This window comes from Enterobacter cloacae complex sp. P13B (assembly GCF_014895915.1).
GTDB lineage: Bacteria > Pseudomonadota > Gammaproteobacteria > Enterobacterales > Enterobacteriaceae > Enterobacter > Enterobacter bugandensis.
Genome location: NZ_JADBQN010000054.1, coordinates 19,026 through 32,028 on the forward strand (window position 1 = coordinate 19,026; position 13,003 = coordinate 32,028).

Below are 13,003 nucleotides of genomic sequence, written 5' to 3' on the forward strand. Positions count from 1 at the left end.
ATATTTGAAGAGATCTGGCTTAACCAGGGCATGATTGTTAGCGAATCCAGCTATCACCAGCTTATAAAAATGCTCCGCCGCAAGCTGCAAAATGCCGGCCTGCCGGGCTCGATCATTAAAACCATTCCCCGTTATGGTGTAGTACTGGCACCCTGCGAAACGCAGGACAGTGAGGTCGCTTGCCCGCCGCCAGAAGAGCCTGATAACGCGTCTTCTCCCACTCCCGTCGATTGCCCGTCGTTGCCTGCTATCACGGCGGAGTCAATGAAAACTCCCTCACGTCAATACGGGCCTCTGCTGGCGGCGCTGTGCAGCTTGTTGATTATCCTTCCAACGCTGGTTGTGGTCTGCACGGCGGACACGCCGCAGGCGTTTCAGGAAAATCTCTACGTAGATGGCGTCATGTTTCATCTCTCTTCGCTGCGCAGTGTCGATCGGCAGGCGCTGGCGAGAAAGCGGCATGCCCTGCCGGCGGGCATCAATAACGTGTACATCGCGTCGAACGGTCCAAAAGTGTTCGTTGCGCAATGTGAAGGCGAACTATCTCAGGAGGGAAAATGCGGTTACGAATACTATTCGTCATATTGATGGTTTGCATCAGCGTTTCGCTGGGGGGCGCGCTGGCTTACCTGACCAGCAACTACCTGGAGAGCAGAAAAGTGCCCGCCGAGCCCTGCAGCAGCGTCATACGTAATGGCAAATTTATTGATGAAAGCCTGCAGCATTACCAGTTTAATGGTGTGATCACCTGGTGGCCTAAACTCCACAGGCTAACGCTATTTGGTGTAAAAACCGATGAGGCAGGTAACCGGGTATTCAACCGAACCCTGCAGTTAAAATCGGTGACACAAAAGGGAAACGTCATCAATGGCCGGGTGGCAGAATTAAAAATTGCCGTTGGCGATCAGCTGCCGGAGAAGACCTTTCTGATAAGTGAAGATGGTCAGTATATTAACCTGTTATTCAAGCCGATTAATAAAGATAGCTGGCTGATGAAAATTAATGATAACTGGGTAGCAATGTGTGAGTATAAATAATCTCACGATAATTTTATTATAAGACATATCCAGGCTGGCGAGTTTTAAATCTGCTGCTGCAGTGAGCTGTTCTCCTGTTTTCAGGGAGATGAATATCCTATCTTGCGGGACAGGATTTCATTATTAAACCTGGAGCAGGATATCTCCCATGTTAAAGAAAAATAAAATATCTCTGAGCGCTATCGCCGCAGGCCTGGCGTTAAGCGGAATGCTGGTCAGCACGTTTAGCCATGCGGCCGCAACCGACGCCGCCTCACAGATGCCGGATATCAGTCAGAAAAAAATTCTCGTAGGTTATTGGCACAACTGGGGAATTAACCCGGAAGAGATAGACAAAGCGCGCGGCTATCAGGGAGGCTTACCTTCTGATATGTCGCTGCGTGAAGTGCCGAGAGGCTACAACGTCGTCAACGTCTCCTTCATGAAAGTTATGGATGGGCAGAGCGGGAATATCCCCACCTTCAAACCCTACAACGCGAGCGATGAGGAGTTCCGCGCTCAGGTTGCAGAGCTGAACGAGCAGGGGCGCGCGGTGTTGATTTCACTGGGCGGCGCTGACGCGCACATTGCACTGAACAAAGACCAGACTGAGGCGTTTGCGGCGGAGATTATTCGCCTGACCGATCGCTATGGTTTTGATGGTCTTGATATCGATCTGGAGCAGACGGCCATTAGCGCTGCTGACAACAGTACGGTGATCCCGGCAGCGCTGAAAATGGTGCGCGACCATTATCAGCAGCAGGGCAAACACTTCATCATCAGCATGGCGCCAGAGTTCCCTTATCTTCAGTCCGATCGCGGGGTGAACTACAAAGCCTACCTGCAAAATCTTGAGGGCGTGTATGACTTTATCGCTCCACAGTATTACAACCAGGCGGGCGACGGCGTGAATATGATGACGCAGGAGGAGAAGGACGAAGTCGGTGAATGGTGGCTGCCGCAGGAATGGGGGAAGGGCTATAGCGACCGTCAAAAAGAGCTTTTCCTTTACTATCTCACCGACAGCCTGGCAAACGGGACGCGTGGTTATGTGAAGATCCCGGCGAACAAGCTGGTGATTGGTCTTCCGGCCAACCCGGATGCGGCAGGAACCGGCTATGTACGAGACGCGCAGAGTGTCTTTAACGCACTTTCGCGACTGGAAGCGAAAAATGAAGCGGTAAAAGGGCTCATGACCTGGTCAGTGAACTGGGACAATGGCAACACTAAAAATGGTCAACGTTACGGCTATGAATTTCTGAACCGCTACCAGAGCATCCTTGACGGCAGTCTGCCGGATGGGGGCGACGAAACGGATACTCAGGCGCCAACACAGGTGCAGGGCGTGCAGGCCACGCTGAAGGGGCAGGATGTTTCGCTCAGCTGGCTGCCAGCTAAGGATAATACTGGCGTGGCGGGGTATGCCATCTGGCGCGGTCTGGAAAAGATCGGTGATACCCATGAACTCAACTTTACCGACAGCCAAACCCAGCCAGGCATGAGCTATCGCTATACGGTCATCGCCTATGATGCAGCCAACAACTTCGCCACGCCGAGCCAGCCGGTCAACGTTACCGTGCCCGATAATGACGATGGCGGAGGCGAAGAGGGCGGCCAGGGCGGCGACGTTACCCCATTCACGCCGGGCAAACTCTATGCCGTAGGGGATAAAGTGCTCTATGAGGGCAACGTTTATCGCTGTCAGATTGGCCATACAGGTGCCAGCCATTGGTCGCCGGATCGGGCCCGCAACTTGTGGGTAGCTGAATAACCTCTTTTTTAAACAGCATGGCTTCGCAGGGAGCCGTGCTGTTTGTTTTACAGGACAACGACTATGCAAACTTCTCTGGTTATTGCCAAACGTTACGATCGGTTTTCTCGCCTTCTGCACTGGGTGGTCGCAGCCGTCATTATCTACGCGATGTGCATGGGCTATATTCTGCACGCGCTGGAAGGAACCCGCTGGTTTACCTTTTTCTCCGTGCTGAATATGTCGCTGGGTACCATCGCCACGCCCATCATGATGGTGCGTTTCGTCTGGCGTTTCTTCCGCCCTTCGGTGCCCTATCCGGCAACGGTAGCCGGACGTAAAAAACAGCTGGTGGTATTTATTCATGAGCTGTTTTATCTGACCATTATGGTGGTGCTGGTTAGCGGTTTTCTGATGCTGCAAAAAGACTACAACCTGTTTGGTCTGGTGCCGGTTTCCCGCCCGATTGCCATCGCCGAAGTGAATGCGTTTTTCTTCCAGGTGCATCGCTATAGCTGCATTCTGCTGGGTGTGATTCTGCTTGGGCATGTCGCGGCGGTGTTGAAATACACCTTTAGCGGGCAGCGGGAGATTCTGCAGCGGATGCTGTGAGAAAGAGGCTCACTCCCCCCATCAGATGCGCGGTGTTGCCAATCCTGTGAAACAGCACCATCCCGCGCATCTGCCTTCCGTGCAGCGTTTGCAGAACAACTTCCCGGGCAAAGCTGCTTTCACGTTGCTGTGAGTACCAGGCGCGAAAACCGGGCAGGAACGGCGTATCGCAGTGTGCGTCCAGTAGCGTCAGGGTGCTCAGCGTCTTTTCCTCATCAGGGAACAGCGCTTCCGTACTGCCTTGCCAGTGGATCTCCTCCTCTGGCATCGAGAGGCGAAACACGACGCAAGAACCCGTCTGCGACAGGCGAATAATGATGGCACTGGTGCTGGCCGCGAGCGCCTGTTGCTGTTGGATCCAGCGGCGGTACTGATATAAACAGTTGGCAAAAATCGCCGAAAATACCAGGTACCACTGCGCCTGCCAGATTGCGGGGATGAGATCGGGCGTTAGCGTGTAAAAAATCCCTTCCCGCTGCTGGGTCGCCAGCACCACAATCAGGTATTGAATAAGCAGCAGAGCGCCAACGCCGCGTCCTGAGAGCGCAAACACGCTCAGTAAAACCACCGTCGTTTGCACCAGCAGCAGGTTTAGCCCCTGCCAGAGCGGTGGCAGGAAAAAGTACCCAGTCACCAGCACCAGGGTATTCGCGGCAAGGAGCAACGCTTCCCGCCCGTTAAACCGCGGGTGCGACGGCATTTTGCTCTCACGCAGCAGCGGCAGAATGGCGAGAATGCCGGTTAATGCCGCCAGCACCCAGGAAAAAAAATGCAGAGGCGCAATCGGATACCCTGAGAGTAACAGCGCCAGATTAAGCAGCAGGCTGCCGCAAAAAATGCTGAAGATTAACTGCAGGGGGTAGATCAGTTCACCAATAATCGGCCTGCGCGCAAAACGCAGCGCAGGCAGTTGCGCATTCAGACGAAAGACGGCGACGCACAGCGGAAATATCGCGACGTCGAAGAGGGCGAACAGGCACGCCAGCGTGAGCGGGCGGCCTATCCAGACGCCAGCAAACACATGCAGCAAGCCCGCGGTAGCCAGCCACAGCGGCCACTCTCGCGGGGCCGTCAGCCATAACGCGGCGAAAAGCAGCGGCGCCGGGAGCCAGAGCGTGGTGGAGAGGCTCCAGCTATCCCGCGTATGAAAGCTCAGCAATGCCAGCAGGATATAGAGACCCGAAAAGGCCAGCCAGCGGATAATATTGGTAATCAGCGTTGTTCTCCCACTGAGGCATTCAGCGTTATTCAGGTATTTATCATTTTAAGCTCAATTATTTTATCGTCGCTATTGATACGCTGGGATTTTTTCTAAAGGGCTTAACGATGGACTGGCAAAGCGACAAACGCGATCCTGCTACCCTGTGGTTTTCACTTTCTTCACGAGCGGCAGAACATGAACAGGGAAAGGAGTGGCATATCGCGGCATTATTGTGGAAAGAAGCGGCACAATATGCAAAAGCGCATCTGAATATTGAATGGGCGAACTTGCGCGGAGACTTTTGTACTTTACGTGCAAACAGGCTGCCTAAATATAACGAGTAGTCTCTGCTATTATCGGAGATTGCATGTCCCTCAGAGTGTGGAACCATGGTTGAGAGTGTAATACTCGTTTTTAGCGTTTTTCTGGGCGCCATTATCGGCAGTTTTTGCAATGTCATCATTTATCGGCTCCCCTTGATTCTCCACGGTGAAGCACTCTCTTTATCGTGGCCTGCTTCCCATTGCCCACGCTGTAAACACCCCATTAAATTTCGCCACAATGTTCCTCTGATGGGCTGGCTGCTGCTGCGCGGGCGCTGCGCCAGCTGTGGTCAGGCGATATCGTGGCGCTATCCGCTGGTTGAAGGGCTTATGGCACTGCTGTACGGGGTGATTATCTGGCAGCAGGGCGTCACGCCGCAGAGCCTGTTCGACCTGCTGGCGGTGACGTTTTTGCTGCCGCTGCTGTTTATTGACCTGCGCACCATGCTCCTGCCCGACCGTCTGACGCTCCCGCTGCTGGTGATGTCGCTGGCGTTTGCCGTCAGCGGCTATAGCCGGGTGGAGCCAACGCAGGCATTAATCGCCGCTCTGCTGGGATTTGGCGTGCCCTGGACGCTCTCTTTGCTGTTCCGTTTATTGCGCGGCCATGAAGGGATGGGGATGGGGGATATGAAACTGCTGGCGGCGATCGGGGCGTGGCTTGGCCCGCTGGCGCTGCTGGATGTTTTTGTTGCCTCGACCCTGCTGGCGCTGATCGCGGCGCTGATTCTGTTGCGGATCAAGCCCGGTCAACCGTTTCCTTTCGGCCCGTATCCGATTATTGCCGCGATAGGGTGGGTGATCTTATACCGATAAAAAAGCGCCGGAACGAAGGGGCGATTTCCGGCGCAAAAATGATAACGAAAGTGTAGGCAGGGAATGATAATGTGAGGCGCGGGTCAGTGAAGACCCGGCCAGAGTTAACTCACAGTATTATTTGCACTCTTTAGGCATGTTGGCAGCACCTTCTTTTTTCCAGACGCCCCACTCGCCATCGGAACCCGGCTTAACGCCTCGGGTTTCCCAGCTGTTCAGCCAGATGTTGCCCTCATAGCTCACTTTTTCACAAGGTGTCTTGTAAGTCTTGCTGTGATCCCAGGCTTTTACATCGGTTTGCGCCGGGCGCAGCTTGATCACCTTCGTTGCCGTAGAGACTTTACCGGTGTCAGGCGCCGTCACTTTCACCTGCAGCGTCACGTCCACATTGTCGGTATACGGATGTTTACCCTTGAGGTTGGTGCTGAAGTTATTTGGTGACGAGATCTGAATCTTATCGGCGTGATTCAGTGCGGACCATTCAATTTTTGCCCCTTTTAACGAGTCATTGTTTTTGGACACGACGGCGGCAGCAATAACGTCACTGCCAACGATGGTGTCCTGGTTGTTGCCCGTATTGATCTGCACATCAGAAGCCTGCTGCGCTTCCTTCACGGTCACGGTGATATCGTCGGTGCTGGTTTTGCCATTTTTGGCCGTCACCGTCAGGCGATAGGTCACTTTACCGATTTTGCCGGGTTTAATCAGCGCACGGGCTTTTGCCGCGTGGACGGTTGAAACCCATTCGCCACCGTTAGCAACCTGCAATGCACCAATGTCCTGCCCTGAAACGATAGTCCATTGGTATTTTTCAGCATTGACGCTTGCGGAACCGTTAAGGTCATAACCACGTGATTCACTGTTGCTGTGAACGGTGAAGTCACTGCCTGCCTTCGCCTCCGGTGCCGTGCTATCCGCCTCAGCTTTGGCATTCAGGGTGACGGTTTTTGAATCACTCACGTTTTTATCATTGGTGACGGTCAGCTTCACGTTGACGGTAAAATCGCTCTCAGGTTTAGCCTTCAGGCGAATGCTGGCTTTAGCACTGGTGCTGTTTTCCAGAATGACCTTATCGGCATTGCTGGTGACGGCCCAGCTGTACTTCAGCTCTTTCCCCGTTGAGGCGCTACCGTCCAGCGACAGCGTGCTGGTTGACAGGTTATGACTGGATGGCGTGACGTTGGCTACCGGTTTGGTAATGACTTCACCGCCAAAATCGACGTCAATCATCTGATAAAATGCGTTATCGGTATCGCGCACGCGCCAGACGGCATAAATTTTCTGCTTACCTTCACGCTCCGGTACGTCGCAGGTGTGGGTTTCGAAGCCTGTCGGGAGAGAAATATCGGCCGACGGGTTGCCTGGCGCATAGGTATAAACCTTATGGCAGAATGGCTTATCTTCAAACATCGCCCTGGTCAGGCGCGAATCCGCACCCGGAACAGACTGCCAGTCCGGCTTAGTGATGTAGTAGGTAAAATAGGTGGTGCGGTGCTTAGCCGGTAAATGCCATTTAAACTGGTGCGGACCCGCAGACATCGGGTTGTTGTAGGTATTCTGCTTTTCGTCATCAAGCTTGCTGAAGGCGGGAGTTGCCGTTGAACCACCGCTTGCCAGTTTTCCATCCGGCGGGAACTGGAATAGCTGTTCGTTGGCGATCGGGGTTGGGCTCATATCGTTGCCAGCCGGGAGCTTCGGCGCTTCCACGGCGTCAGCAGGCCAGACGTTACTATGCTCACCTTTATCGTTCATCGGCGGGAAGTGAATCACCGAACGGGATTTTGGTTCAAAAACATAGCCATGCGCCAGTGCGCCCGTGGAATACATACCAATCAATGCCACGGCTAACGCCGACGTAATATTATTCATCTTGAGTAGTTTCAAAATAATCTTCCCTGAATTAATTGAAGGACACTTCTACGTGACTGAGAGGGTTGTTCTGTTTGGCATACACCTTATTTGGCTCTGACTCATCGGGTGTAATCTCGCCGTTGCTGTGCCTGAAACCGGCACGCAGTTCGGGGTGCTGCTGATTGATAGCCTGGGCGAGGGCGTAGGACCAGTGGGCCTCTTCGCCAGCAAGAATGGTGACGCGCGTTTCCAGATTTGGCAGTTCGGTTCCGTCGTTAAAGAAGCGCGCACGAATCGTTTGCCCTTCAACGACCTTCACTTTCACACCGTTGACGGCGCGTTCCAGCGTGCCTAGTTCTTTCATGCAGTTCTGGTGACCCTGTTCGCAGTTTGCTGCTGGCGAGGTCGTGGCGGCGTTAGCTGAAACGCTGACGCCCGCCCCTGCCAGTAAAGCGGCAAGGACAAAAGCAGATCCTGTTAATTTCATAAGTTCCCTTATTTATTACTGAACAATAACGAAAAGTTAATCTCACCTGCGGCGCAGGTAAAAAGGCGTTATTACCGTGTGATAACAGGGACAAATAGTAACGGGAGGAGACAACCGGCTTGAATAAGAGACTTCTCTGAGCAATTAAGAGTCCGGGAGTTTCGGCAGAGAAGAGCGACCGTTCGTGCTGTAAAGAGGGCGGAGCGCGACAGAGTATGAAATAGTACTGCCAATTTCAGTCCTTGACGCGTATTAATAAAATCTGAGCGAGTACGGAGTTTAAGAAATGACGTTTTTACGGTTTTCCTGAGTGTTGAATTAATAAAATAAAGCCTGGCTTATATCCAGGCTTTACTATTATGTTAACCAAAAGGGTTTTTAAGGGCAGCTATTATTAGCTGCATCCGACGTTCGCCATGCCCCCCACTCACCGCCGCTTCCTGGCTCTTCTTGTCCTGCGTTGACATACCACTGATTCAGCCAGATTTTGCCGTTATGCGATACGCGGGTACATTTCACCGGGTAGGCGATCCGCGGGTTATACGCTTCTGCGCTGTCATCAGGAATATCAGGTAACTGTGGTTTTTTCACCGTTACGGTGATCTTCTCAGCGCTCACGCTTCCGTCTTTGCCCGTGACGGTTAACCAGTAGGTTGCTTCTCCGTCTGTATTGGCAGGAATGAGTGCCCGGGCGGTAGGCCCTGAAACTTCACGTACCCAGCCTCCGGCATGTTTCTCCTGTAGCCAGAATGTGCCAGTACTGTTTTTGTCGATAGTCCATTTCCAGGAGACGGCATTCTTGCTGGCGCTCCCGTCTAACTGGTACGCACGGGAAGAATCGGTCGTGCCGGTAACGGTAAAGCTTTCTCCCGGCACTGCCTTTACCTCCTCCTGCTCTTCCTCTTTGAGTTCCAGAATCCTGGCTACCGCTTTTGCCATATTGGGGTGAGTACCTACTTTCGCTGAATCCCCCGCAGCTAAAGGTGTACCGGTTTCCTGGAGAATGGAGCGCATCTGTTGAGGCGTGACGGTGATATTGTGCGCTTTTGCAATGGCCGACAGGCTGGCGACCACGCCTGCGATAATCGGATTCGCGGAGGACGTGCCGGAGAAACTTGAGGTGTATTCCGCATTTTTTATGCTATGCAAACCGCCGTAACCCGTAGTAACCACATCCCAGCAGCCCCAGCTGGCGCTGGTCACACGTGAGCCATAGGTGCTGAAAGAGGCTTTTTTGCCATTGTTTGCACAAAACGCGCCCGCAATGATCGCGCCGGAATCCCGCTTTTTAACGTCAAATTTTCCATTAAATCCGGCGTGATCGAGGTTGATATTGCCATTGCCTGCCGCCTGAATCACGTGCACGCCCTTATCCGTCAACGCTTTTATCACGTCATAATAGGCTGGAGCGTTTTCCTGGGGGACATAGCAAGAGGAGGTGCAACCTGTCACATCTCCTCCGCCGGTCTGCATACCAATTTGCACCACATCTCCTGCCTGGAGTCTGGGGATCATATTGTAGAGATTATTGGCCTGCCATTTGACGTATCCCATACGGGCGTTCCACGTCAGGCCTTTGATGCCCGCATTGATATCTTTCGCCGCCATAATCCCGACGGAGCTGGTGTCGTGATCTTCGCCTGGCGTATAGCGCTTATCACCTTCATGGAAATCGATCGGCGGCAAATTCACATGGCTGGTATTCCATGCGTTGTTTTCCATTGAGACCAGCGAAATGCCGCTACCATCGTGCCCTGAATACTGACTTACGCTGTCGCGATTAACGCCACCCATATAGTAGCCGGGCCGTTTTTCATCTGGCGATTTAGTGTAATCCTGCAATCCACGAAAATCCGGGACGGTGGCCTGGCTGGTACTGTTCAGGGCATAGCTCAGCCCGGAATAGGGCGGCAGGTCGGGAACAGTGACCCCCTTTTCCAGCGACACCGGCATGGATTCCGGGTAAGCCAGCTCAATATCTTGTCGCGCCGCCAGTTCATTAATTACGTCATTGATATATGCCGCGTCATGTTGCTTATCGGCTGGCAGGGCTATACGTAAATAACGGTTAAAGCCGTAGCGTTCATTAAGCGCATACATCTCGCTTAATTCACTGCTGCGCAAATGATTTGCCGTAAATAACGGACTCACGGCGAGGGTACTGTCGCGTAATGAAAAGGGTGAAGACTTATTAAGCGTTGTACCGGGTTTTAATTTCACGATAACGGAGAGATACGAAGTGCCTTCCCAGGCTTGCTCGTGCGTGACGGAATTTTGCGCAAAAGCGGGGGCACTCAATAGTGCACAAATAAGCAGGGCCAGTCCAGTTTTATTCATGTCAACGATCTTCCTTATTAAATGACATCCAGAGTATTGCTGGGATCATCCTGCCATTAGGGGAAAACCTGCATAAGAAGACGGTCAGCAATAAAATTGCGAGGTGTCTGTTCCATGTTAAGAATTACCTGCTCCGGAAAATATACGGCTGAAATTGGGCTGAGAAATTTATGAAGCAGGCTGAAAGAGTTGTTAAACATCAACGCCTAAGCATTGAATTTAATGAGGGACGGAAAATCTCATGATCATCTCCTGATTACTGTATGGAGTTTAGGAATTATCTGGATCTTAATATCGCTAACCAGGGAGTTTAATTAATTAGGGATGCGTCACAATGCCCAGTGTTTCGTACTGTTCTTTACGTCAAAAATTATCCGTGTGGATAATCCTTTTACATTATTTATTTTCCATCTTTTTGCTCACGGTTCCCCCCGTCGCGCGGGCGCAAACTGAAACTCACGCAACCATTGAAAGCGAAAGCAATCAGCCCCTGCGGGATAAAATGGCCGGCATGTGGGGAAGCGCCCAACAAAACGGCGCGGGTGATGCCCTGCGCGGTGCGGCAAATAGCGAGGTGAATGCCGCGTTAACCCAGGAAGTGGAAGCGTGGTTAAACAATATCGGCGGGAAAGCCCGCGTTACGGCAGATGTCGGTATTGGCGGGAGCGATAGCCGCGATTTCGGGCTGGACTATCTGTGGCCGGTTAAAATCTGGCAACACGACATTCTGTTCACTCAGATGAGCGCACACCGCTGGAACGAGCGCGATATCCTTAACGTTGGCCTGGGCTGGCGACATACCTTTAACCCGCATCTGATGGCGGGTGGAAACCTCTTTTTCGATCAGGATGTCACGCGCCACCATAACCGAATGGGGGCAGGCGCCGAGCTGTGGAGCGATGGGATTCGTGCGTCCGCGAACTACTACCTGCCCCTGAGCGGCTGGCGTCATTCTGACGACAGCATGTTTAATGACGATCCCGACCGCTATGAACTGTATGAACGTGCCGCCCGCGGCTGGGATCTCAATCTGGAGACGGCCCTTTCACAGCACGTCGCGCTTAAATTGGGCTGGTTCCAGTGGTATGGCGACAAAGTGGACGTTAACGGCAGCCGCAGCGAAGCCAGCCACAATCCTCACGGGCTTAACCTCGGGCTTAAGTGGCAACCTGTGCCGCTGGTAGGGGTCAGCGCGGAGCAGAGTATGATTAGCGGGCAGCGGGATAACTTCTCTGTGGGTCTGAATTTCCACTGGGAGTTTGGCCGAAAACTTTCCGAGATGCTGGCAAGTGAAAATGCGGCGGCTTTGCCATCGCTCATGCAGTCCCGCACGGAGTTCGTTACCCGTAATAACAACATCGTTCTCGCCTATAAGCAGGAAGAAAAAGACAGACGTCTCTATTTCAGCCCGACGGAAAAAACCACGCAGGCTGGCGTGCCTTTGCTGCACGCGGTGAAAGGTGGGCAGGGGGGCGTCATTCGCTACACCTCCTCCAGCACGGCGATCGCGACCGTGGAGCCGGGCAGCGGTCTGGTGAACCCAACGCATCGGGGCGATGTCACCATCACCGCGACGGAAACGTCACCTGTTGATCCGGAGCACGTATTAAGTTCCGCCAGCTATCACCTGACCGTGACGCCGGGCGATTTTGCCCCTTCCGTAGAGAGCGTTGCCATTAAGGGGGACATGTCCCCGGGCCAGATCCTGGAGGGGAGTTATCTCTATAAAAGCAATGAAGGGGAGGATGAAGACCCAGAGCAAACCCGGATGCGTTGGTATGACGCAGATTCAGGCGAACTGCTCAAGGAAGGGAGTGCCACGTATGAAGTACAAACGCGCGACATGGCCCGCTCCGTGATCTTCGAAGTCACCCCGGTTAACAAAAAAGGGATCACGGGTAACAGTGGCTCGGCAACGGTTAAGGGTAGCGCGAAGCTAGGCGCACTGCATATTGGCTTGATGACGCCGGGCGAAGTCCGCCCGGACGGCAGTGTGAAGTTTTATGTTCAGAGCAATGGCGCTCTGCAACTACTCACCGAAGTAAAAAACGCTAAAGAGGAGGCGGTGGAAGGGCTGACGGTTTACTGGACAAGCCAGAATGCGTTGGGTCATTTGTCACAACACGTAACGCACACCGACCCTAAAGGCCAAACGTCGGTGAGTGTGGAAGAGATTATGAGCAGCGGTCAGGATCAGATCACGGCCTCGCTCTCCCCGCTGGTAGCAGGCTATAGCGGCAACGTTACTGAAGATAATGGCAGACACAGCTATATGAAACTGAACGTCAATTTTGCCAAAGCCAACAGACTGACCTTCATTCAGCCTCCTGAGCACGTAATGGTGGGCGCAGCCCAGCCATTTACGGTGAAACTCACCGATCAGGATGGCGAAGACTTTAAAACGAGTGTTGATATCGCCTGGCAAAGCAACGGTCATCCGACAGACCAGCTGAGCCATACCAATGATCGGGGCGAAGCAAGTATTACGCTGACAGCTCCAACGCTGGTGGGGACAGACTGGGAGGTAACCGCTACCGTAGAAGGCGGCAACCCTGTGACGGTAAAAATTCCCCTGGTGGCTGATGTTGCAACGGCAAAAGTCAGCGCGCT

General features: G+C 53.1%; 11 protein-coding genes. 7 read left to right on the forward strand and 4 right to left on the reverse strand.

Annotated elements, in window-relative coordinates; genetic code table 11:
- From IM273_RS20525 to IM273_RS20540, 4 genes are all read left to right on the forward strand, one after another.
- On the forward strand, positions 1–588 hold a 588-nt coding region (locus IM273_RS20525), incomplete at its 5' end, for a transcriptional regulator (protein WP_370551852.1).
- A gap of 71 nt (positions 589–659) precedes the next feature.
- Positions 660–1,037: a hypothetical protein gene (locus tag IM273_RS20530; RefSeq protein WP_193055586.1), complete on the forward strand. Its 378-nt coding sequence runs from the start codon at positions 660–662 to the stop codon at positions 1,035–1,037.
- A 148-nt stretch (positions 1,038–1,185) separates the two neighbouring features.
- Positions 1,186–2,787 (forward strand): glycosyl hydrolase family 18 protein, encoded by a 1,602-nt coding sequence (locus tag IM273_RS22690; protein WP_275156285.1) that lies wholly within the window; start codon positions 1,186–1,188, stop codon positions 2,785–2,787.
- 63 nt (positions 2,788–2,850) lie between these two features.
- Positions 2,851–3,378, forward strand: coding sequence for a cytochrome b (locus IM273_RS20540; protein ID WP_028015621.1), 528 nt, complete (start codon positions 2,851–2,853; stop codon positions 3,376–3,378).
- On the opposite strand, the gene IM273_RS20545 is transcribed toward IM273_RS20540, so the two are convergent.
- Entirely contained in the window at positions 3,341–4,537 is a 1,197-nt protein-coding gene (locus IM273_RS20545; RefSeq protein ID WP_193051857.1) for a hypothetical protein, read from the reverse strand. The two genes, IM273_RS20540 and IM273_RS20545, sit on opposite strands and share 38 nt — an antisense overlap.
- 167 nt (positions 4,538–4,704) lie before the next feature.
- Here IM273_RS20545 and IM273_RS20550 point away from each other — a divergent pair, with 167 nt between their 5' ends.
- Positions 4,705–4,923, forward strand: a complete 219-nt coding sequence (locus tag IM273_RS20550) for an ANR family transcriptional regulator (RefSeq protein WP_120247323.1) — start codon at positions 4,705–4,707, stop codon at positions 4,921–4,923.
- A 45-nt stretch (positions 4,924–4,968) separates the two neighbouring features.
- On the forward strand, positions 4,969–5,718 hold the full coding sequence (locus IM273_RS20555; RefSeq protein WP_047366755.1) for an A24 family peptidase: 750 nt from the start codon (positions 4,969–4,971) through the stop codon (positions 5,716–5,718).
- Positions 5,719–5,835: 117 nt separating this feature from the next.
- Here the strand turns inward: IM273_RS20555 and IM273_RS20560 are convergent, their stop codons facing one another.
- The 3 genes from IM273_RS20560 to IM273_RS20570 form a co-directional block, all read right to left on the reverse strand.
- The gene (locus tag IM273_RS20560; RefSeq protein ID WP_127353609.1) at positions 5,836–7,602 is read right to left on the reverse strand and encodes a lytic polysaccharide monooxygenase; all 1,767 of its coding nucleotides are present in this window, start codon (positions 7,600–7,602) and stop codon (positions 5,836–5,838) included.
- A gap of 16 nt (positions 7,603–7,618) precedes the next feature.
- Positions 7,619–8,056, reverse strand: coding sequence for a hypothetical protein (locus IM273_RS20565; protein ID WP_048959065.1), 438 nt, complete (start codon positions 8,054–8,056; stop codon positions 7,619–7,621).
- 378 nt (positions 8,057–8,434) lie between these two features.
- A complete protein-coding gene (locus tag IM273_RS20570; RefSeq protein ID WP_193051856.1) occupies positions 8,435–10,393 on the reverse strand; it encodes a S8 family serine peptidase in 1,959 nt (652 codons plus the stop codon).
- A 502-nt stretch (positions 10,394–10,895) separates the two neighbouring features.
- Here IM273_RS20570 and IM273_RS20575 point away from each other — a divergent pair.
- Positions 10,896–13,003 (forward strand): inverse autotransporter beta domain-containing protein (locus tag IM273_RS20575; protein WP_193055587.1); only part of this gene is annotated, 2,108 nt, incomplete at its 3' end.

What these genes read in the sequence shown, in the direction of transcription:
- IM273_RS22690 (WP_275156285.1), top strand. Translation starts at nt 1,186, where the DNA reads ATGTTAAAGAAAAATAAAATATCTCTGAGCGCTATCGCCGCAGGCCTG.
- IM273_RS20570 (WP_193051856.1), bottom strand. Translation starts at nt 10,393, where the DNA reads ATGAATAAAACTGGACTGGCCCTGCTTATTTGTGCACTATTGAGTGCC.
- IM273_RS20555 (WP_047366755.1), top strand. Translation starts at nt 4,969, where the DNA reads ATGGTTGAGAGTGTAATACTCGTTTTTAGCGTTTTTCTGGGCGCCATT.
- IM273_RS20565 (WP_048959065.1), bottom strand. Translation starts at nt 8,056, where the DNA reads ATGAAATTAACAGGATCTGCTTTTGTCCTTGCCGCTTTACTGGCAGGG.
- IM273_RS20550 (WP_120247323.1), top strand. Translation starts at nt 4,705, where the DNA reads ATGGACTGGCAAAGCGACAAACGCGATCCTGCTACCCTGTGGTTTTCA.
- IM273_RS20540 (WP_028015621.1), top strand. Translation starts at nt 2,851, where the DNA reads ATGCAAACTTCTCTGGTTATTGCCAAACGTTACGATCGGTTTTCTCGC.